At 47.6% G+C, this 23,239-nt stretch carries 11 protein-coding genes; all 11 read right to left on the bottom strand.

The genetic code is table 11. The annotated features are described in order from the left end of the window. Window positions 1-11: 11 nt before the first annotated feature. The 11 genes from DWV53_RS02125 to DWV53_RS02075 all read right to left on the bottom strand — a co-directional run bounded on the left by DWV53_RS02125 (window position 12) and on the right by DWV53_RS02075 (window position 23,216). Window positions 12-2,696: a DUF4458 domain-containing protein gene (locus DWV53_RS02125; RefSeq protein ID WP_118151347.1), complete on the bottom strand. Its 2,685-nt coding sequence runs from the start codon at window positions 2,694-2,696 to the stop codon at window positions 12-14. Next, complete coding sequence (locus DWV53_RS02120; RefSeq protein WP_118151345.1) at window positions 2,696-4,276, bottom strand: DUF5003 domain-containing protein; 1,581 nt, start codon at window positions 4,274-4,276, stop codon at window positions 2,696-2,698. Before DWV53_RS02120 ends, DWV53_RS02125 begins: the two co-directional genes overlap by 1 nt. Window positions 4,277-4,294: 18 nt before the next feature. Then, window positions 4,295-5,197 (bottom strand): DUF4984 domain-containing protein, encoded by a 903-nt coding sequence (locus tag DWV53_RS02115; protein ID WP_118151343.1) that lies wholly within the window; start codon window positions 5,195-5,197, stop codon window positions 4,295-4,297. Window positions 5,198-5,212: 15 nt separating this feature from the next. Beyond that, complete coding sequence (locus DWV53_RS02110) at window positions 5,213-6,739, bottom strand: RagB/SusD family nutrient uptake outer membrane protein (protein WP_118151341.1); 1,527 nt, start codon at window positions 6,737-6,739, stop codon at window positions 5,213-5,215. Between the two features lie 17 nt (window positions 6,740-6,756). Beyond that, complete coding sequence (locus tag DWV53_RS02105; RefSeq protein ID WP_118151339.1) at window positions 6,757-9,693, bottom strand: SusC/RagA family TonB-linked outer membrane protein; 2,937 nt, start codon at window positions 9,691-9,693, stop codon at window positions 6,757-6,759. 632 nt (window positions 9,694-10,325) lie between these two features. Further along, window positions 10,326-13,205 (bottom strand): two-component regulator propeller domain-containing protein, encoded by a 2,880-nt coding sequence (locus DWV53_RS02100; RefSeq protein ID WP_181992387.1) that lies wholly within the window; start codon window positions 13,203-13,205, stop codon window positions 10,326-10,328. Between the two features lie 155 nt (window positions 13,206-13,360). After that, a complete protein-coding gene (locus DWV53_RS02095) occupies window positions 13,361-15,811 on the bottom strand; it encodes a glycoside hydrolase family 2 TIM barrel-domain containing protein (RefSeq protein ID WP_181992386.1) in 2,451 nt (816 codons plus the stop codon). Between the two features lie 90 nt (window positions 15,812-15,901). Then, a complete protein-coding gene (locus DWV53_RS02090) occupies window positions 15,902-16,978 on the bottom strand; it encodes a glycoside hydrolase family 53 protein (protein ID WP_118151335.1) in 1,077 nt (358 codons plus the stop codon). 124 nt (window positions 16,979-17,102) lie between these two features. Next, the gene (locus tag DWV53_RS02085; RefSeq protein ID WP_118151333.1) at window positions 17,103-18,491 is read right to left on the bottom strand and encodes a DUF5114 domain-containing protein; all 1,389 of its coding nucleotides are present in this window, start codon (window positions 18,489-18,491) and stop codon (window positions 17,103-17,105) included. Window positions 18,492-18,503: 12 nt separating this feature from the next. Beyond that, window positions 18,504-20,165, bottom strand: coding sequence for a RagB/SusD family nutrient uptake outer membrane protein (locus tag DWV53_RS02080; protein ID WP_259318889.1), 1,662 nt, complete (start codon window positions 20,163-20,165; stop codon window positions 18,504-18,506). A gap of 84 nt (window positions 20,166-20,249) precedes the next feature. Then, on the bottom strand, window positions 20,250-23,216 hold the full coding sequence (locus tag DWV53_RS02075) for a SusC/RagA family TonB-linked outer membrane protein (protein WP_118151329.1): 2,967 nt from the start codon (window positions 23,214-23,216) through the stop codon (window positions 20,250-20,252). Window positions 23,217-23,239: the final 23 nt, after the last annotated feature.

Genomic DNA, 23,239 nt, shown 5'->3' with positions numbered 1-23,239 from the left:
TCTTATAGGGTTTAATTTTCGAGATCCAAAGCATCGCAACCGCGGATGTCCTGATTCTTGTTGTAGAACAGCATATACCTACCTGCCTTGATGTATGCGCAGACGCTCGTTACATCGATAGAGATGTTAGGGTTGTCTGCGATATTCAGGATATAAAGGTGAGAGGTCAGTGTCTCTTCTACCTTACGGATATCGTTGGAACCAATCTGGAACTGAATCAGGCTCGGACAGGTTGTGATTCCTGTAGGCCATGTACGCAGGCAACGCTGGTCGGTCTTCTCATCACGCTGGTGGTTGATGGCAAAGGCACGGAGCACGGCACTGTTCAATGGCTGGGTTGGCACCTCGGTGAAGCAGTTGTAGCTCAAGTCCATATTGGTAATGTATGGCAATGTGGTTGAGCGGAAGTCATCAGAGAGGGATGTCAACTTGTTGAATCGGAAGTCGATAACCTGCAGCAGATAAGCCTTCTTGCCCTTGATGGAACCCTTAGGGATGGTGCGCATCAGGTTGCCGCTCAAATCGATGGTTGTGATTGGCGAACCGGCAGTAAACAGCTCTGAAGGGAACTTCTCTATCTTATTGTTTGACAGACTGACTGAAGCTGCATTAATACCCTTGTAGGTACCATGACTATTATCTACACCTGTAATCTCGTTGTAAGAGAAGTCTACAGAACCCATCTCGCGAACAGAACTTGCATCGAAGATATTCGGAATCTTCTTCAGTTTGTTATGAGCGAAAGTCAGACTTTCCACATCATCTGTAAAGGCACAGAGATTAGCAGGAATCTCTTCAATCTGGTTGTTGTTCAGATAGAGAGAAGAGAGAGCTACCTCAGAACCAAACGGATGTACCTTCTTGATATTATTGTAAGCCAGGTCGAGCAAACCGAGATTTACCATCTTTCTCAATGCAGAAGACTCAGGGAACTCCTCCAGGTTATTGTAACTCATATAGAGAATCTGGAGTGTCTTACCTGTCTTCTCCTCAGCTAAGCGAGTCCAATCTTTTCTCAACTGATTAGCAGAGATTCCCTTGCATCGTGCCAGGTTCATCGCCTGCAATTTAGGGAGCTTATAGTAGAAGTCTGGAATGCGACTGATCTTCGGACAGTTGTAAAGCTCGATATCGGTCAGGTTTTCCATCTTGTCCCAATCCTCTTCCTTAAACTCCTGTGCAAACTTACCATAAACAGGATCGTCAGGTTTGTAGAACTTCGCACAAACCGAGTCGGATGTGATAGAAGAGTTACCGATATAGAACTGCTGCAACTTAGTCAGGCGATAGATGGCCTTAGATACACCTGTAATCTTGTTGGTCAATGTACCGATCTGCGCATCCTTCAGGTTGATGCGGCTGTCCTTCTTAATTCTGTTCTTCGGTGCCACCTTAGGATCAGAGTTGTAGCTTTCTACAATCATATCCGACATGTTGGCACGTGGGTCATACTTCAGGAACTTGTTCTCATAGTCGTGACGCATGCTGCTCTTCTTTGCTGCAGTCAGACTGTTTGCATCATAATTATTGAAGATGTTGGCACCAATCTTCTCATCGTGAGAACCGAGGTTGAGCACCTGGAGTTCTGTCAGCTGTCCGATGGCATCAGGTACGATTCCCTTTGCACCGAAACCGGCGATAACAAGACCGATGACACGGCCGTTGCTGTTGAGCGTTACGCCCGGCTGTTCGCCCCACATATCGAGTTCCTTGTTGAAGTTCCAGTTAGCTCCCTTGAAGGTAGCATCGCCATAGAAGCTCCACTCCTTACCATGGAGAGATTCCCAGATAGCCTTCAAAGCCTCATAGTCCTTGATATACTCCTTTGTCTTGGAAAGGAGGATAGGCACCTGAGCCGTATCATTCAGTTGATTATCCTCTACGATAAACGCCTCACCCTTTACAGGCTGGGTTTCGTACTTGGTCTTCACCGCACCTGTCTTCCCGTAGGTGGTATAAGAGGTAACCTGATAAGTACCGGCAGGCAACCATACGGTAGAATCGCAGTAAGCTGTACCTGTATCCATATACTTATCGTTCTCATTGTCAGGATTCTGATGCTCTTCGCTAGACTCCTTATATTTCACCTTCAGTTCAGGAAAGGTATAGGTCTCACGGGTAAAGAGGTTGGTTACGCTGACGTCAACGAGACGGATGTTAGAGAAGAGATACTCTGTACCACCGGCACGGGTCTTCTCCCACTCCTTCACGAGATTGAACTTCACCTTACCACGCTCCACAGTCTCCACCATAAGGTTCTGTACTTCCAGACCGCCACCTACTACAGTGAATGTTTCGCCGGCAGAAGAAGCCAGCAACTCCTCGTCTACCGCATCATAGAGATAGAAACCGATAACGGTGTAAGTACCCGAAGCGAGTTGCAGTTTTTCACTTCTCAGACCATACTCTGCATTCTCTGAATTATAAGAATTGAGCACCAGTGTCTGAGAGACAGTTGTACCGTTGTGCTCCATGACCACCTTGATTTTCTTGGCATCATCCAGTTTCTCAAGTTTGTCAAGGGCAGCAGCACGGGTAGCTCTAGAAGAAACCTTCTTGCTGAGCTTGAACTGCACATATCCGTATGTGCCGTCCCAGCCTCCGGTTTCATCATCCGAGCAACTTGTTGCTGCAAAGGTCAGGAGAGAGACCAAGAGCAACAAGAGTGCCTTTGAAAATATTTTCATTCTGTTCATTACTTTCTAATTTTTCTGATAGAAGTATGTTTCTTACTCATTCCCTCACCAGGAGATTCAACAACAAGAACCTTTACAGGAGTTCCGTTGTCCTTGAATACCATAAACATCGGAGTAGCAGCAGGAACATTTACGAAGAATATCCAGTTATTATTCATATCCATACTAAGCTCTGCATAAACATCATCTCCGTTGTTATCCTTAACTGTAAGATAGCCTGTCTCCATCATAGTGTAAGGGTCCCAATCCTTGATATTAGGATTAACTGTAAGAGAGCTTCCTACTCCTGACTGAGCGACATATATTTCGTCACCATTGTAGCCAAATGTTTCTGATATGATAGAACCATACGTTGATTTATCCTTCTTGCACTCTACTGGCAAGTAGTTCATCTCCAAGATTGTAGGCGCTGCAGACTGATCATCAGCAGAAGAGTTGGCCTCCTTCTGTACAACATCCATCAGGAAGTAACGGTCGTAATCGCTCTTCACTGTCATGAAGTCTTCCTCAAGCATTCCGTCGAGTCCATTCTCCAGACTCTCGAATACGCTCTGTGGCAATGCATAGACCAGGAACTCACGGCTTCCGCTGCCTAATGGAGCGACTGTGAGCTTCACATCACCCTTTTCACCCTGCAGTTTCACAGCACCAGATGTATCCTCGAACAAACCAGCTTCCTTTTTCTCGAAGACTACCAGCTGGTAAGCATCACCCAAAGTCTTGAGGGTGAAAGGAACGAAGTTGTAGAAGGTGAAATCGTTGGTATCACCGCCATTCAGGCTAGAACCATTCTGAGTGAACACCTTACCATCGAGAGATACATTCCATACTGCCCACTGTGAAGAGGTTGGATAAGTAACATCCATGGTGCTGGTGGTCATACCATTATAGATAACAGGTATGGTTACAGCAGCCTTGCCATCCTCAGAAGTGAAGGTTATGGTGTAGTTGCGGTCCTTAGCGATGGCATACTTAGCACTTACGCCCTGATTCTCCTTGAAGGAAACTCCGCCTACAGCATCCTTGTTAGGTGTACCTACCAGGAAGCCGCCTTCCAAGTCTACCCAAGCTGGAGTATTGGTAACAGCAAAACGGAAGTTTGACTTTACGGTAAACTTGGTGTATACATTGTAGCCTACAGTGATACCTGTCTCGGTGATATTATTGCCAGCCGCATCGAATACCTGCAACTTATGGTCGGCAGCCGAACGCTTAACCTCAGCGATGGCAACCTTCTGACCACCCATATTCAGGAAGAGCTGAGCCACGCTCATATCCTTGCTGGCATCATCATCAGTAATCTTAACCTTGATGGTCTGCTTGCCTGCAGTACCATTGAGTACGAAGGCGTCTGTTTTCTCGCCCTGCACCAGTTTACACCAGATTTTGTCTGAAGAAAGGCTCCAGCTCTCGTTGGCATCGAAGGTGAAGTCCAACTCAGCACCAGCTGCACCGCCGATAGTCTGTACCTGTGGGAACACAGGAGTTACGGCATCGTCATCGCTGGAACAAGCGGTGAACAGAGTCACTGATACCAGCGCCATCAATACGAGCCAATATTTTGAAATCAATGTTTTCATTTTCTTTTTATTCTACGATTAATATCCTTGTTCTTTCAATTTCTCTGCCTCTGCATCGCTGATCCATTCATACATGGTGATGAAGGTTCCTACGTTGCCGAATAATGAACCATCTTTGTTGTTTACACTCATAACAACATACTGCAATACATAGTTCTGGCAGGTGTTATAATAAGAGGTATAGAGAGAAGGCTGGCTGATGCGCAACTTGCCGTCTCCATAGATGGTACCGAACGCCTCACCGGTTTCACCAGCTATCTGGTCGTCCATCTCTATCTTTGGCTCAAGAACGTTCTTGGTATTGAACTTCAACTTCAGGTTGTAGCCCTTATAGTAAACATCCTTCAGCAGAACGGTATTCTCCTCGCCTTCCACTACCTCTGTCTTGATCAGACGGTTGGTTACGTTGTTCAGATACTGGCTGTAGAAGGTAGATGTTACCATGCACCAGCCTGAGAAGTTGTGGATATCGAAAGGACAAGACTTCTGCATTACCACGTGGGCATAGTCCTTATAGAGATCTGTCCAGTTATACTTCTCCGGAATCACCAGTTTCAGGGTGAAGCCGAGCGAGTCGGTCTTGCCGATGTTATCATAGATACCCTGAACCTTCACATTTCCTACCATCTCGCCCGCCTTGATTGTAACGGTGTTGTTGAGGATGCGGTAATGCTTACCCTCGATGGCATTGCTCTGCTTGTCTACTACCTCCACGCCAAAGGTGCGGTCGTAGTCAGCTTTTTCGGTTGCAGATACAGGCACATTGAAAACCTCATTGCTTTCCTGTACAGCATACTGATAGAGCGTATCAGAGAACATGATATGACTTGAACCAGCATAAGTGGTATAATCCTGTGAACAACTCACAAGAGCGATGAGTGCAGCTACGGCTGCCAAACATCCCATCATTATTTTCTTCATGATCGTCTCCTTATTTTATTTGTTACTTTCATTAGGCTGAATCTCAGAACCTGGTGCCTCAAGCTCATGCTGAGGAATTGGCCAGACAAAGAGAGGGTCATCCTTTTCAACCTTCAGACTGCTCTGCACGAAATTGGCAGCAGGCTGGTCGGCAGCCTTACGCTCAAATCCCTTGTGCCAGCGCTTGAGGTCGTTCAGACGGAAGCCTTCCATATAGAGTTCCTTCACGCGCTCTGCCTCGATTATCTTCATGGCGTTGCTCTCGCTCATCGAGGTGTTACCACCATATGAAGAGTAGCGGGCTGTACGCAAGGTAGAGATGTCCTTACCAGCCTTACCATAGTCCTCCTTCATGGCGTAAGCCTCAGCACGAATCAGATACTGCTCTGAGAGACGGAATACCATTGGCTGGTGAACATGCAGGATATTGATGTTCAGGAATTCAGCATCGCCGAAATACTTGCTCAGCAAAGGCCACTGCAAACCATGCTCATAACCTGTTACACGGGTTGTGAAGATGGCTGCAGCACGGAGGTCCTTGCTGTCGAATGAGTTGATGACCCATGTCTCAGGCACATAGTCTGGATGATAAGTTACGAAGTTGTAGTTATCGAAGATGGTACCCAGAGCACCGCCATAGCTGTTCACGGTAAAACCTACCTTCCAGATAGCCTCACGCGAATCACCATAGGTCCAGATATACTTATAATCGTTCACCTGGTTTGAATAGGTGTTGGAAGAAGCCTTCTCTAATGTATAATACTTACTACCGATTACCTTAGATGCATACTTGATGGCATCATCATACTTGTGCATATATAAGGATACGCGCGCACGCAAGGCATGACAGGTATACTCGTTGAAGTAAATCTCGTTGTAGAGACTTCCTGTGAAGTCTTCGTCTACTTTCAGATATTCAGCAGCCTTGTCAAGGTCTCTCAATACGAAATCGTATGATTCCTTCAGAGTGGCTCTCTTCTGTGGCTCATTGCCGTAATAGTGCTCTGTGAGTACAACACCGAGTTCCTTCGCAGCCTGCTCATCGCTATCGTAAGCCTTGCAGAAACACTTGATCAGTTCTGAGTAAGCCAGGGCACGGGCGAAGTAAGCCTCGCCCTCATACTGCTCCAACTTATCAAGCTGCTTATCATCATTGGTTGCAGCCTTTACCTTTTCAACATTATCGAGCAGGAAATTACATCGGTTGATCACATCATAAAGGTCGGCATATACCGCCTCAATGTCGGTGTTGGTAGCCTTGATATCTTTCCAACGGTAGATATCGCCATAGGCATTAGAGTAGCCCTTCACGCAGTACACGAAGTCTGCCTGCAGATCTGGCAGGATTGTCAGATTGCCCGAATAGAGGGCGCTGCTCTTGAAACTGTCGTAGATACCGTACACCAGCTTGTCCATGTCGTCCACCGTGTTGATAGCCTGGTCCATGCGGATAGAATCCTCAGGATACTTATCAAGACAGGAAGACATAGAGAGGGCTAGGATTCCCGACAGGATGTATGTCTTTATATTTTTGATATTCATTTTTTTTCCTTTCTTGGTTAGAATTGCAATTCAACACCCAGAGTAAACTGGCGTGATGCCGGATACTGTGCCTGGTAAATATTGGATGAAACCTCAGGATCCAGACCGTTGAAACCGGTTACGGTGAAGAGGTTCTGTGCCTGACCATAGATTCTGACCATAGAGAAGAAGTTGGTCTTGCGCAACAGACTCTGTGGCAATGAATAGGACAGACTGAGATTCTTCAGACGGAGGAACGATGCATTCTCCAAGAAGCGATCGTCGAGCTGGGTTACCTCGCCCCAACGTGGGATATCGGTAATATCGCCTGGCTGCTTCCAGCGGTCGTACAACAGACGGTTTGACTGGTTGTAAGCAGTACCGAAGGTTACACCGCTCTCCTCGAAGTAACGGTCGTTGTTGATCACGTAGCGTGTACCAATCCAGCTGAACTGGGCAGAAAGCTGCAAGCCCTTCCAACGGAAGCTTGTACCGAAACCGCCCATCCAAGGTGCATCATAGGTCTTGCCTGTCATCACCTTGTCGCTCTCACGGAACTCGTTGGTCACGTTGCCGTTCTTGTCATACCAGAGCTGCTCACCATTCGCTGGGTTCACACCGGCATAACGGTTCAGGAAGAACTCGCTTACTGAGTGACCTACCACATACTTCAGACCGGTGGTTGAGTTTACATACTCGGTTACACCGTTATAGAGTTCCTTCAATCGGTTCTGGTTGTAAGATACGTTGGCACTTACATTCCAGGTGAAGTCGCGTGTGCGGATTACATCACCGTCAGCACTCAGCTCGATACCCTTGTTAGCCATCACACCTACGTTCTTCCAGCGATAGCCCTCGCCGGTTACGGTATAAGACTCAGGAACGCGCATCAGCATATTAGAGGTACGCTTGTAGTAAGCCTCGAAGCTGAAGTTGATTCTGTCGAGGAAGCCCAAACGGAGGGCGAAGTTGTTTGCCCATGTTGACTCCCAACCCAATTCCTCGTTACCACTCTGTGATGGATAAAAACCGGCAGTATTATCGTAGTTGGCACCACCCGATACCAAAGCCAGGTGATAATAGTTAGGAATCTCAGAGTTACCCGATGTACCGGTACTTACGGCAATCTGGGCTGTGCTGAGCCACTTCATATCCTTCAGCCAGTCGGTCGACTTCACGTTGTACATGAAACCGAGCGACCAGAATGTACCCCAGCGATGATCCTTACCGAAACGTGAAGAAGCATCAGTACGCAGAGAGAAATCGGCATAGTAGAGCTCCTTATAGTTATACTCGCCACGCATGAAGAATGACAGGTAAGAATAATCAGAAGATGAATCTGCCCAGCGGCTGGCACGTGTACCTGATGATACGTTGGTCAGGAGATCGCTGGTCTGACCCTTGGAATATACCTGAAAACCATCTGAGTGGAAATTGACAGCCTCCTGACCCAGCATCACGTTGAACGAATGGATATCGTTCAGAGTGAAACGGTAGTTAGCCGTAGTAGTCTCTGTCAGGTTGATGGCATCGCTGCTCTGGCGTGCCGCAGTACCCTGTCCGTGATTTGAAGAGAGACTTGGGAACGACTGGAGGAATGCTGTAGAATGGGTGAAATCGACACCAAACTGAGTACGGATAGTCAGATTCTCTATCGGATAGATTTCAGCATACATGGTAGAGAGCACCTTATATTTCTTGTTCTTGATAGGATTCAAGCCCATGTAAACGATAGGGTTCTCGCTGGTTCCAGCCCAGTTGCCTGCTGAAAGTGAAGCCAGACTGCCATCCTTTGCGTATGGATTCCAGTAAGGCAGCATGAATCGGCATGCTGAGATAGGAGTAACGGTAGTATAGCTACCGTCGTCAGCCTGCTGAGCCTCCTCATAGGCAGCCATGGTGTTGGTACCTACCTTCAACCACTTGCCTGCCTTTACATCAGCATTGGTGCGGATGTTGTAACGGCGGAAGGTTGAATTCTGTGCGATACCGTCCTGATCGTAGAAACCACCAGAAACATAGTAGTTCAAGCGGTCGGTAGCACGGTTGATAGAGAGTTCGTAGCTCTGCAGCGGAGCGCGGTCGTTGAACACCTCGTCCAGCCAGTTTACGTTTACTCTTGAAAGGAGATTGTAATCCTTACCTGTATCCAGACCTACTTCTTTCTCAAACTGGATACGCTCGTCGGTATTCATCATCTTCCAGTTGGTCTGTGCCAACTCAGAGAAACCATACTGTGCACGGAGCGTAATCTTCGCCTTGTCCATTGACAAGCCTCGCTTGGAAGTGATGACAACCACACCATTGGCAGCACGTGCACCATAGATAGAGGTAGAAGAGGCATCTTTCAATACAGAGATACTTTCGATGTCGTTAGGACTCAAAGTATTGAAATCAGAACTTGAGATTGGCACGCCGTCGAGGATAAAGAGTGGCGACTTTCCGGAGTTGATAGAGTTGGTACCACGGATTTGGAAGGTAGCCGCCTTGCTAGGTTCACCCGAAGAAGAGATGACCTGCAAACCAGTACTCTGTCCCTGCAAAGCTTGGTCGAAGCTTGCCGCCGGCACATTTTCTATCTTTTCAGACTTTACGGCAGACACGGAACCCGCAATGGTTCCCTTCTTTCTCACGCCATACGCCACCACAACCACTTCATCCATCATCTTGGAATCCGAAGCAAGGGTGATGTTGAGCGTATTTGTCTGCGCTTTCACAACGTGCTTCTGCGTAACGCAACCCACATAAGAGTAGACAAGCGTAGCCTTCGAAGCACCCTTAATTTCGATGGTATAGTTACCGTCAATATCGGTCACTACGCCATTTGATGTTCCCTCTTGCATAATGGTCACACCAATCATCGGTTCGTTGTCTTCAGCAGACACGACTGTACCCTTGACGCTGAAACTCTGCGCCAAGACCGATTGGATAGACAACAATACAAGTGAGACAAGTAAAAGAGTTAATCTTCTCATCCTTGTTTGTTTCAAGTTTATTAATTAATAATTATAATTTTTTTCTCATTTTTTTCTCGTTTGGTAAAAGCCGAAAGCACTCAGGGCGACACTTCGCCCCTCCATTTATACATTCTTTCACTAATATGCACGCATGGAAATACCTATTTAACTTAAATCGGTGCAAAATTACGAATATTTTCTTATTTGCCCAAGATTATCGCTTAAAATTTAAATGTTTGATATGAAATATCTATGTTTTTTAGCATATATGCTCATAAATTTAGTTAATTGTCGATTTTTTGTCAAATCCGATTACAGTTTGCTAAAACAAGTTCAATACATACTTTTTTTTGTTTCTATGCTGCCGTTTTCATAAAGCTGAAATTACGTCCCGACGTAGCTTGTACTACGTCGGGACGTATCTTTTGCTGCGTCGGAACGTATTTTATCAGCTGACTCAAGTAGCTCAATCAGCTGACTCAAGTAGCTCAGTCAGCTGACGCAGATATCTCGACAAGCCGAAGGATACGTCTCCATTAGCCTACGGAGTCGTATCCGTAACCCGACGGAGTCATATCCGTAACCCAATGCTGTCATATTCTTAACCCCACGCAGCCATATCTATAGGCAAACGGAAGCACTTCATTTATTTACCTCTTCACCTTCATGTATTCCGTAGGAGTCATGCCATACTCCTTGGAGAAGCATTTGGAGAAATAACTGCTGTTGGAAAAACCAACGGTATACATCACCTCGGAAACACTGAACTTGCCCTGGCTCAGGAGCTCGGCAGCACGGCTCATACGCATCTCACGGATATACTCTACAGGCGTACGGCCCGTTATCGCCTTCGTCTTGCGATACAGCTGTTTGCCACCTATGCCTATCACATCCTGCAACATCGAAACGTTGAAGTCGGAATCAATCATGTGCTTCTCTATCGCCTCATTAATCTCTTCGAGCAGACGCTTGTCTGCCACATCCAACTCGCTGACATCTACTTCCTTCTTTGCCCCTTCAGAAGATTCAGAGCGTGCAGGAACTGGTTCTGAGGATGATGACTCAGGCTCAGATACAGGCGAAGCGGATAACCCAGTGGCAACAGAAGATGACACCTCAGGTATCTTCACATTCAGGTAGCGGCCCATCAGAGCTGTCACCTCATCAAATGAATGATGAGCTACGGCAGCCTTCAAATCTTCCGCCAGACGGTTGAAGAAGTCCATACGCATCTGTACCTGCTCCAACACCTCAGCCTTCTGCTTCTGGGCATCAGCCAGTTCCTTGCGCAGAAAATACCAGCTTACCAGCCATGCTACAAACACGATGAGTGCCGTGATATAGAAGAGCTTGCACCACCAGGAGAGATACCAAGGCGGCAGGACGGAGATGTCGAGCGAATAAACCTCGGCAGCTATCTTGCCTTCACCATCCACGGCATGAACCGTAAGATGATAATCGCCATAAGACAAACCATTGTAGGTGATATCAATATTGCCGGAGTTCAGATAATGCCAGTCGTGGTCGCTGCCTTCGAGTTTGTAAGCATAAACGGTTGAAGGACGATCAGCAAAAGGAAGGTCGGTGAGCTGCAGGGTGAAGTTGTTCTCATCACTCTTCAGTTCCAAGATTTCTCCACGCTCCTCACAAGCCTGTCCGTTTACGATGATTCCAGCCAGCATCAGACGAGTAAACAGCTTAGGCTTCTGTGCTACATCGGAACTGATTGCCACATAGCCGTCATTGCCGCCCATCATCACCTCATGAGTCTGTCTGCTGTAACAGATGTTGAGCGGCACAACAGAAGGAATCATGAAGCGCTGGCTCCCGCCCTGTGGATTGATTACGCAGCATTCATTGCCCGATACCACCCATATCTTGCCTTCCACATCGCACATGGTACTTACCTTGCCACCAATCTGCCATGTCTTGGAAGAAAAACTGTTACCCAGCACAGAACCGGCTGCATAATAACAGGTTACCGAACTGTTATCACCCATCCAGATATTGCCCTTGCTGTCTGCCATCAGATAGTTGATAACATCTGAGTTAGCTACCTGCACCACCTCCATATCGTTCGGATTGATGCAGTCGAGACGGGTATAGGTAGAAACCCAAATTCTACCCTTTCCATCCATCACCATCTGACCCACATGCAGACCAGAGAGCGCATTCTTTCCCTTGTCCGAGTAATGCCAGTCGGCTATGGTCTTGCCGCTCAGAAGAGCCGCCTTATCCATCACGAAGACACCGCCCTGATAAGAACCCATCCATATCCTGCCCTTCTTGTCCTGGAGAATATCGTAAGCCCAGGCAGTAGAATACTTGCCACTCTTATCGTAGACGATGAAGTTGCGCATCTGACGGGAACTGCGGTCATAGAAGTTGATGCCATGGTCGGTACAGATCCATACATCGCCGTCATGGTCTTCATAAATCTTGCGTACACGGTTATGACTCAGCGGGAAGGCAGAGCAGTTCTGCTTGTACCATGCCACATTCTGATAGCCTTCAGCATTCCGGATGAAATGAATCAGACCGTTGGTACCGCCCATCCACCATTCGCCGTTACGGGTCTGGAGCATGGCATGCAGACAGTTGCCCTCACCCGACATCGTAATCTTATCGAGCGATACATAGCGGTAATAGGTATGGGTAGTGAGACGGGAGAGTCCATTGTCAGTACCCACCCATACATTCTGCCATTTATCTACAAAGCAAGCCCAGACGATGTTGTTAGGAATAGAAGCATCATCGCGGGAATCGTGGATATAATGGGTGATGGCATTGGAGAGTGCCATCTGATAGAGTCCGTTATCGGTTCCGATATAGAGATTGCCGGCAGCATCTGTAGAAAGACATTTGATGGAATTGCCGTTCAGAGCTGGAATCTGTGAGAAGTTCCTGAGCTGCAGGTCGGCACAATAGAGAGCGCCCTCGGTACCAATCCAGTAGCATCGGCGCTTGGCATCATAGGCGAGCGCATTGACCAACGGCTGTTCTCCGGCACGGAGCGGAATCAGTCTGCTGCCGAGATGCAGACCTGCGAGCGAACCTACGAGCAAGCCTCGCGGAGTAGAGAGCAAGGCATAGACATCGCCACCGAAGTCAGTCTTACCACCCTTGATATCGAGCACACGGAGTTCCTTCAGCTGCTTGCGCTTCGCCTCATCGGCAAAAGCCTTCATGGCTGGTGTTTCGGCATATTGATAAGATTGCGTATCGAATTTCAGGATGCCGTTGCCAGTAGCCAGATAGAGCATCCTGCCCTCGAAACCGAGCGCATTGACACGCGTATTGCTGAATGCATGTTCCTGAAAATGGCGATAGCCATGATAACCATCATAGCTGTAAAGACCATTGTCGGTTCCGAGCCATATCATACCATCACTGTCCTGGGTAATGGCACAAACTGCCTGAGCACCTTCAAGGGAGGTATTGACGAAACGCTGCGCATGGATGGCAAGCGAAATAAAGAGCATAGCAATTGCCATGCTGATGCGGTATATAGGTTCTGTTGACTTTTTCATGTGTGCAAATTTACACATTATTCATGATAACGCCAAAAAATATCGGAGAAAATTCATTAAAAAAGAATCCCCTGGGAAAAATAGCCGCTGCTATTCCCAGAGGATCCGATATAAACTATATACTTTATAACCAACCGAAATCGGTCTTTGTTATCTTATATTGCCTGGAGCGTAATCGACTTTTCGATATTTCGCTTGCTGTCTTTTACCTTCAGGATGATGTCACCCTTCTGCTTGCTGCTCTGTACGATAACTACGAGTTTGCCGGAGAAGAGTTTCATCTGTGGCTGGGTGAACGGTTCGAGCGATGTGGCATCGCCGTTGCAGGCTGCCTTGAAAGTGCCGGCACCACTCACCTCGAAGGTCAGTTCGTCATCGGCAAGCGGACATTCATTGCCGTCCTTATCCAGCAGACTCACGGTGATGAAGGCAAGGTCGTTGCCATCGGCATTCAGCAGCACATTGTGCTCATCGGTACAGCCTTCTACCATGCAGGCAATAGGCTCATGATCAGGTGTTTCTACGCTGAACTTCATCTGTGCAGGCTCGCCGGCAGTACGCTTCACGTCCTCGCCAACCTTATCGCCATACTGGTTGTAAGTAACCACGCGAATCTCACCCGGTTCATACTTCACATTGTTCCAGCGCAGACGGTAGCGGTCGAGGCGGCTTGACTTGTCCTTGCGAACCCTGCCCTGACTCTTGCCATTCACGAAGAGTTCGCCTTCCACACCATCGGTATAGCAATATACAGGGGTAACCTGTCCCTCTCTGCCCTTCCAGTTCCAGTGAGGAAGAAGATGGGTAGTATGCTGCTGCTCGTTCCAGCGGGCACGATACATATAGTAGCGGTCCTTTGGAAGTCCGGCAAGGTCGCAGATACCGAAGTAGCTGCTGCGGCTTGGCCAGTAGGTATCGTAAGGAGTCGGCTCGCCCAGATAGTCGTAACCGGTCCATACAAACTCACCGATTACCCAACTGTAGTCATCCTGCATCTTCCAGTCATCATCAGGAAGATTGCTCCATGAACAGTATTCGGTATCATAGCTTGAGCACTGACCATCAGGATAGGTAGCCTTATCACTTACCACTACCGGGAACTTGTATACGCCACGGGAACTGACCGTAGAGGCGGTTTCAGAACCGAGGAGGAATCCCTGAGGCAACTGCTCGATATTCTTATAATATTTATGTACGCGATAGTTGAAGCCCGGTACATCCATGGTCTGGGCAAAGCCGCTCTTCAAGGCATCTTCTGCCCTATCCATACCCTGGGTTACAGGGCGGGATGGGTCGTACTGATGACAGATATCCTGCAGACGCTTAGCAATCTGCACACCCTCCTTGCTCCACTGTTCAGGAATCTCGTTACCGATGCTCCACATCACGATGCTAGGATGGTTGCGATGGTGCTTTACCAGATTGGTGATATCCTTATCGCTCCACTCCTTGAAGAACTTGGCATAGCCGTTCTTGCATTTAGGATAAATCCACATATCGAAACTCTCTGCCATCACCATCATACCGAGGGAATCGCAGATTTCCATCTGCATGGTAGAAGGCATGTTGTGGGCAGTACGGATGGCGTCGCAACCCATCTGCTTCATCATCTTGATCTGACGGATAAGAGCTGCCTTGTTCTCTGCTGCACCCAATGGACCGAGGTCGTGGTGCAGACAGACACCCTTCAGCTTTCGGGTAACGCCATTGAGCTGGAAACCATAATCCTTGGATACGGCAATGGTGCGGATACCGGTCTTCAGGGTCTGCACATCAGCCACCTTCTTTCCTTCATATCGGGTAAGTTTTACCTGATAGAGGTAAGGAGATTCCGGAGACCAGAGCTGAGGATTTGCCACCTTCAAGGTAGTCTTGATTTCAGGGGTAGCACCCGGTACGGTCTGCTCGGCAACCTTCTTGCCTGCCTCATCAAACAGGGCGATGACAGTCTTGCCCGATTTTCCTAGCTTTCCTTCCAGCAGAGCATTCACTTCTACATCAGCCTCCTGCTTGTCTGCTTTCAGGGTACGGACGAAGGTATCCCAGGTAGAGAAGTTTTCGTTACCATAAAGTTCTACGGAAACCGGACGGTAAAGACCGCCTCCCGGATACCAACGGCTGCTCTCCTCTACATTATTAAGATGTACCTCGATGAGATTACTCTTACCAAACTGGATGAAAGGTGTGATGTCGATGCGGAAGGCATTGTAGCCGTAAGCCCATCTGCCAGCCTCCTTGCCATTCACCTTAACGACAGGCTGACTCATCGCACCATCAAAAACGAGGACGGCACGCTTATAGCCCTTAGGAGCCGTCCAGTTCATCTTATACATACCCTCACCAATCCAAGGCAGCGCACCAGAACGTCCCGACTTCTCGGTCTTTTCGGTTTCGCCATTCTGCTCGATGGCCACCATCTGCAGGTCCCATTTCTTATCGAAAGGTCCCGAGATAGCCCAATCGTGAGGCACGGCTACCTGAGACCACACTTTGCCATCGCGGGAGAAATCCCACGATGGCAAATTTATTATTTTTCGGCTCTGCGCCTGGCACATGGTGGAGAGTGCCAGAGCGAGAGACATGAAAGCTATGCTTCTCTTGATCATATATATTATTTTCTTTAGTTTGTTCTATATTCTATCTTCAGATTCGCTTCTATCGCTCCCAAAGGAAGCGAAGAAAGCTAACTAACCTGATTACTTGAAGGCATCGAGTGCAGCGGTTGGCTTGCCGCTGTTGTCGAAGGCTCCCTTGTCATAGCCGTTCCAGCCACTGTTGCACTCAGGCTCCCAGTAGAACACACCCTCGCAGGTAGAGATTGCCTTGCAGCCATCCACCATCTTCTTGAGGAATGGAGCGGCATTCTCAGAATTCCACACCATACCAATCTCTGAGATGATGACATCGCAGTTGTATTTGCCGGAAAGGGTCTTGATATTGCTGAGACAGTCATCAGAAACCTGCTCCCAGGTCTGGTCGGTAATCCAATCAGGATAGAGCGACATACCTATGACATCCCACTTGGCTTCATTCTGCTTCAAGCCATCAAACATCCAGGTATATTGACCGAGGTTGTTTCCCTTATCGAGATGCACAATCACCTTAGCCTCCGGATAAACCGCCTTGACGGCATCATAACCGGCATTGATATAAGCAGCAAAGTTAGCCATGTTCTTAGAGGCACGGCCTGTTGCCTTCAGGGCAGCATCGCCATCCTCATCATTCCAGAGCATTCCGTCGGTGGTCTCGTTACCTACCTGTACCCACTCTACGTTGACGCCTCTTGCCTTCAAGGCATTGAGAACATCCTTGGTATGATCGGCAACCGCCTGCTTCATCTGATCGAAGTCATAGTTCTTCCAGGCAGCAGGAACGCCCTGCTTTCCTGGATCTGCCCAGGTATCAGAGTAGTGGAAGTCTATCATCAGTCGCATACCGAGCTGCTGAGCTCTCCATGCCTTTGCCACCACATCATTCTTTCCGTTCCATCCATTCTCTGGGTTTACCCATACACGAAGGCGGATGGAGTTCATGCCGAGGTCGCGGAGAAGTGCCATACACTCCGTAGCCTTTCCGTTGGCGTCATAGAACTTCTTTCCGCTCTTCTCCATCTCTGTAATCCAACTTACATCGGCTCCCTTGGCAAAGCCACTCATATCGTATGTTTTCTCCTTTTCGGGAGTGGTATTATCATCATTGCTGCAACTCGTGCCCGTGATAGAAAACAAGAGTGCTGAAGCCAGCAATATGGCTTTTCCTAAAATATTCTTCATTGTTATTCTGCCTTTAAGTTATTTTTATAATGCAAAGATAATCAAATAAATGATTCGTTTACAATAAGGAAACTTACTCATGATGAATATTCTGTGCAATCGGTTGCACAGAATATTCATTAAGCTATTCATACTTCCATGTCATGGTGTTGAGATCGGCTGTAACCGTAAACTCTGTTTCGCCATTCTCATCGCCAAACCAGATATCCCAAGCACCATCACCAGAAGTCAATTTAAACTGCTCGCCATCGGCACCATACCAGGTCTTCTTGTCATCCTTGTTCTCGCCTACGTAGATGAAGCGGAAGTTCTCCCAGGAAGTTGGCTTGTACTTGCAGGTATAAACACCATCGCTCACCTTGCTCATCACGGCAAGAAGGGTGTTACCGTCCTTGCTGAAGATACAGAGGGTATTGCTTGCCTCTGGCTCTGGTGCTGTCTGATTGCCAGATTCGATAGAGTAAATCAGGTCGCTGTTCTCGCCCACCTTTACGGTAATGGTATAAGTACCTGCCTTGGCGATGTTCACGCTGCCAGCATTCTCTGAGTCGGTCATCTTGCCATCAGCCAGCGTATAGTTCATGGTCTTGACTACGGCTGCTGCATCGTCTGTAGCTGTTGCCTTGCTGTACTCTGCTCCAGTAGCAACAATACTGATTGGTGTATTATCTGCTGTGGTTGTAATCACCTTGGTCCATGCATAGTTAGGAGCATCATAGGTCATGTCCTCACCATTCAACTGCATCGCCTTGATGTAGGTTGGCTTGAATTCCTTAGCCTTTGTATCTACCACTGTATAATAAATACCAGACTGACCAGGGAGCCAGAAGCTCCATGCCGACTCCGTATTATCCATTTCATATACATGACCATCCTGGCCTACGTTACCCCAAATGGTTCCATCATTCTCCTTACCCCAGAAGTTGAGCCAGGAAGAAGCATTCATATAGCCTGCATAGATGCCATCCTCGTTTGGAGAATAGAGATAGGTCAGCACCTTGTCCTTATCCTTATTCCAGATGGTCATCTTGTCCATGTGTATAATATAAGGTGTAACGTTCACCTGGCACACATTGCTGTAAGCAGCATCGAGATTGTTGCCCAACTGACTCTTGATGCGGAAATAGAGAGGCGCACTTTGACCCGGAGTCGTTCCCAGATCCTTGGCAAGACTGTTGAGATCAGCACCGGTGAAAGCCTTGGAGAGATCGGTTACGGAATACTCCTTTACCGTAGCAAAGCTCTCAGAAAGCGATGCCTGCAGATAGGTTTTCAACACGCCGTTGCCCGCAGGCTTGGTCTCGTCGCTCGAAAGCAAGGTAGGATTCTGCCAAGCCATCGAGAGCACGATGTCCTTCGTATTATCAACAGACAGCACCACATCGCTGGCCGATGCCATCAGACCGGATGCCTTGAAGCCATCCAGATATATCTTGTCGCCACTCTCGTCGCAACTCACCAAAGCGGTGAGTGCGCAGAGAAGCATCATCAGGTTTCTAAATATCTTTTTCATTCTTTTATCCTATTAATAGTTGTCGTTATGAAGATTTGGATTTGCGGTAAGCTCGGTGTTAGGGATTGGATAGATGTTGTACTTGCTGTCAACAGCCTGTCCATCGTGGGTACCACCCTTCCACTGCCAGATATACTTGCTAGTGGTAAACTCGCCGAAGCGAATCAGGTCGGTACGGCGATAACCTTCATGATAGAGTTCACGGGCACGCTCATCGAGAATGAATTGGAGGAACTCATCATCATCAGCAAAGTTGCTTGCCCATACATCAGAAGCATTAGAGCGTTCACGAAGCTGGTTAATCCAATAGATAGCGCCCTGCTTGCGGGAAGCAATCACGGTTGGATCTGTAGCATCACTACCACCAGCCCAGTTATCCCAGTCATTATGCAGACGAACCACGCACTCGGCATACATCAGATAGACATCAGCCAAACGGAAGAGAGGGAAATCGGTTTCTACACCTGCATCGGCAGTATTGGATGCCGTAGTACCATCATCCTTCAGGTTGCTCCACTTCTCTGAGAGATAACCAGAGGCTTCATCTGTCATGCTGGTTACATCCTTGCTCTGACCATTGGTGAAGAACTTGCAACGCTTGTCGCCACTGCCATCAATATCGGTCTGGGTAAACTTATCCACGAACTCAGGACGAAGACGGAATTCACTCCAGCCGGCAGTAACACCATAATCGGCTACATTCTGATTGGCATTCGACATACTTACCTGTCCACAAACCAGATAAGTAGATGAGCCCCAGCTTACGGTATGCTCTGCACTTACCGGCAAGGCGAAGATAATCTCGTTGGTACGCTTATCGTTATCAGCATTGAAGAGCTTGCTGTAATCAGACTCCAGAGAATATCCCATATCCATCACCTTCTTACAAGCCTCCTTGCACTCGGCATACTTGGCAACACCGGTATAAACCTCGCTGTTCAGATAAAGCTTGGCAAGCAAGGTATAGGCAGCGCCCTGAGAAGCCTGACCGTAAGGACAGGTGGATGCAGGAAGCATATCACCTACACAATCCTTCAATTCACTCTCGATATAATCGAATGTCTGCTGAGGAGTATAACGTGGAGGGATAAAACTGCCCACAGGATCATTCTCTGTTACCATCGGAATGTTGCGATAGAGATCGAGAGCATGGAAGTAGAACAAGGCGCGCATGAAGCGAACTTCAGCCCTATACTCCTTCATCTTTACCTCGTCATTGCCGCTGAAGCTAGCGCCATTGGCATTGCGGAGGAACTCATTGCAGAGGGCGATGTTGTAGTAGATGCGATAATACATATCTGATACCCAAGCATCGTTGGCATCCCAAGAGAGATAGGTAAGCCCCGTAGTCTGCTCACCAGTCAGCCAGGTAGAGGCAAATTCATCGGTACCACACTCCTGCATATTGATAAACATACGCATGTAATCGAAACCACTACCATTGTTCAATACGGATTCCATATCCTTATTATCGCCGCCCTTGCCCTGACCGCTAGTCACCATGGCAGCGTAAATCTTGCCCAGCACTGCCTCGTAATTGGCAAGCGAGGTATAAACATCCTTAGAGGTTGTCTCTGTATGAGGATATTGGTCGAGATCGGAAACACAGCTGGTTGTGCCTGTCAGCACCGCTGTTCCCATCATCATACTATATAATATATTCTTTAGTTTCATTGTTATTTCTACTTTGAACGTTGAACTTTGAGCTTTATGATCAGGAAAGCCTCAATCTATTAACTATTAACTGTCAACTATTAACTAAAACTGAAGTCCGAGGCTTACTGAGTAAGTGCGAGGACGCGGATAAAATGAATTGTCCATTCCGTTTGGCACCTCAGGATCTGTACCAGAGTAACCGGTGATGGTGAATACATTCTGTACCATTGCAGATACGGTAAGCGAAGCCCACTTGTTGATTTTGCCTACATTGTAACTCAAACTCAGGTTGTCGAGTTTTAGGAAGGAAGCATTCTCTACATAGTAATCTGAGAGATACTGGCGGGTCTTGAAACCTGTCTTCAGGAAGCTGATGTTGAGGTTGTTGAGCTGTGAGTTGTTGTAGCTTACTGTCTCGAAAGCACCTGTACTCATACCCATGCCGTTGTATACATAGTTGTCGATGTTGGCACGGAAACTCATACCGAGTGTCAGCTGCTTGTATCTCAAGGATGTGCTCAAGCCCATGATATACTTAGGGGCTGGAGAATGATAGCGGTAGAGATCGGCATCATTGATTTCGCCATCGTTGTTGAGATCGGCATAAGCACCCTCGATTGGCTTGCCTGTCTTAGAGTCGTAGAGCTGATGGTATACATAGAACATGTATGGCTCATATCCCTCTGAGAGTACCTGGAACTGGTAAGCATCGATAGATGGACCTACCTTCACGTTGGTCTGGCTTCCACCCTTTGTCAATGAAAGGTTCTTCACCTTCATGTTCTGCCAGGTAAAGTTGTAGCTCAGATTCCACTCCCAGTCCTTGTTCTGGATAGGGGTTGCATTCAGAGAAATCTCGATACCCTTACTATCTACATTACCTACGTTGGTAAGGATAGTCTTTGAGAAGTTGGTACCTGCTGCTGTTGGTACTGATGCCAACAGGTCCTTGGTCTTACGGGTATAGAAATCGATGGCACCACCGATACGGCCATTCAGGAATCCGAAATCAAGACCGAAGTTCCAGGAGGTTGTAGTCTCCCACTTCAAGTCTGATACGTATGCCTCAGGACGGTAAGTATTGATATACTGTCCGTTGATGAATGCTTCGGCACCTGTCACACTGTAGGTATAAACCGGCAGATAGTTGTAGTTGCCGATGCCTTCCTGCTGACCGGTAACGCCATAGCTGGCACGGAGTTTCAAGTTAGAAAGTACCTTCTGGTTCTTCAACCAAGGCTCTTCAGTCAAAGTCCAGCCCAAAGCAACAGATGGGAAAGTACCCCAACGGGTATCCTTAGAGAATCGGGATGAAGCATCACGACGAACGGTAGCCGTCAGGAGATACTTTCCATCGAATGAATAGTTGATACGTCCGTAATATGACAACATTACATGACGGTAATCTGATGCCTTTACGGTTGACAGGTTTGTGCCTGCCGCACTTTTGGTATAATAAAGAGGTGTAGTACTCTTCCAGTACTGGTAGTCGTAACCGGCTGTGAGATCTACATTACTCTTGATATCTTCAAAATACTTTGCATAGTTGGCATAGAGGGTAAGCAAGCGGTTCTCGTTTTTCTGAGGACCATACTTGTAATCGCTACCGCCCAAAGACTCATCCTTGTTGTAGCTCTGTGCTGCGTAGGCAGGAACATAAATGGTTCCGTCGCCCTTGGCATAGTCAGCACCCACGGTAGCATGGAGCTTGAGTTCTGGCAGGAAATGAACTTTGTAATCTACATCCATAGAACCGATGAAGCGGCTTACCTTACTCTTTGAATCATACAGATCAACCAGACCACGAGGGTTTCTTACACCGGCATTCACTGGATAGCCATCAGCATCGAGTGCCTCATTATAGCCACCATACTTGTCGTTACCGGAATAAACCGGGATGGTTGGGTTGAATGTGGCAGCTGCCCATACGGCACCACCATTATTGAATGAGTTGTTATTGAGGGTTCCCTTGGCATTGATGGTCAACTTCAGGTGATCCTGGAAGAAGCTAGGAGTCAATACCACGTTACCTGTCCAGCGCTCTACATTGTCCTTGCGAACCAGACCGCTCTGGTTGTAATAGCCTACAGACACGCGGAATGGCAACCACTTGTCGATGCTGCCGCTCACGCTGAGGTTATTGTCTGTACCGAAGGCTGTATGGTAAACCTCATCATTCCAGTCGGTATTAGCAGTACCGAGCAATGACTTTTGGTTATCTGTACCAAACTGGTTGATGACATTCACGAATTCATCACGGCTCAGCATATCTACCATCTGCGCACGGGTCTGCAAACTGTTGGTGGTATTGAAGTTCACCTTTACAGCACCCTGCTGTCCCTTCTTGGTGGTAATGATGATGACACCGTTAGATGCACGGGAACCATAGATGGCTGTAGAAGAAGCATCCTTCAATACAGTCATGCTCTCGATATCAGAAGGGTTGATCATGCTGAGGAAGTTGCTGCTATTACCCGAGATACCCCCCTGCTCCAATGGCACACCATCGAGCACGATAAGAGGGTCGTTGCTGGCATTAAGAGATGCACCACCACGCACACGGATGGTACTACCGGCAGAGGCAGAACCACTGTTGGACATAATCTGTACACCCGAAACCTTACCGTTGATCAACTGTTCTGGAGAAGAAACGAGACCTTTATTAAAGTCCTTCGATTTCACGGTAGCTACGGAACCTGTCAGGTCACTCTTTCTTGCCGTACCATATCCGATGACCACGACATCAGCCAGCGCCTTGCTGTCGGATTCGAGTTTCACCTTCATATTGTCTGAGATAGAAAGTACCTTATCAATATAACCGATATAAGATACCTTGATCTTCTTGGCTGAAGAAGATACCTGAAGACTGAAGTTACCGTCAAAATCAGTAACTGTACCGCCCTTTTCGCCTTCCACCATGACAGTGGCGCCAATCAGAGCCTCACCATTCTGCGCATCAGTCACCTCACCTTTGATGGTTCTTGTCTGCGCCATGAGTTGCAGACATCCGATGACGAACAATGCCACGAGAAGCAAACTTCTCTTTGCTAAATTCTGGATTGCTTTCATTGTTTTACTTTTAGGTTGCGTTT

Source organism: Segatella copri (assembly GCF_003465495.1).
Taxonomy (GTDB): domain Bacteria; phylum Bacteroidota; class Bacteroidia; order Bacteroidales; family Bacteroidaceae; genus Prevotella; species Prevotella copri_G.
The sequence above is the reverse complement of the archived record's forward strand: the minus strand, read 5'-3'. Positions and strand labels throughout refer to the sequence as shown.

Coding starts and splice junctions, on each gene's coding strand:
- DWV53_RS02115 (WP_118151343.1), bottom strand. CDS start 5,197: ATGAAGAAAATAATGATGGGATGTTTGGCAGCCGTAGCTGCACTCATC.
- DWV53_RS02125 (WP_118151347.1), bottom strand. CDS start 2,696: ATGAACAGAATGAAAATATTTTCAAAGGCACTCTTGTTGCTCTTGGTC.
- DWV53_RS02110 (WP_118151341.1), bottom strand. CDS start 6,739: ATGAATATCAAAAATATAAAGACATACATCCTGTCGGGAATCCTAGCC.
- DWV53_RS02075 (WP_118151329.1), bottom strand. CDS start 23,216: ATGAAAGCAATCCAGAATTTAGCAAAGAGAAGTTTGCTTCTCGTGGCA.
- DWV53_RS02090 (WP_118151335.1), bottom strand. CDS start 16,978: ATGAAGAATATTTTAGGAAAAGCCATATTGCTGGCTTCAGCACTCTTG.
- DWV53_RS02095 (WP_181992386.1), bottom strand. CDS start 15,811: ATGATCAAGAGAAGCATAGCTTTCATGTCTCTCGCTCTGGCACTCTCC.
- DWV53_RS02100 (WP_181992387.1), bottom strand. CDS start 13,205: ATGAAAAAGTCAACAGAACCTATATACCGCATCAGCATGGCAATTGCT.
- DWV53_RS02120 (WP_118151345.1), bottom strand. CDS start 4,276: ATGAAAACATTGATTTCAAAATATTGGCTCGTATTGATGGCGCTGGTA.
- DWV53_RS02085 (WP_118151333.1), bottom strand. CDS start 18,491: ATGAAAAAGATATTTAGAAACCTGATGATGCTTCTCTGCGCACTCACC.
- DWV53_RS02105 (WP_118151339.1), bottom strand. CDS start 9,693: ATGAGAAGATTAACTCTTTTACTTGTCTCACTTGTATTGTTGTCTATC.
- DWV53_RS02080 (WP_259318889.1), bottom strand. CDS start 20,165: ATGAAACTAAAGAATATATTATATAGTATGATGATGGGAACAGCGGTG.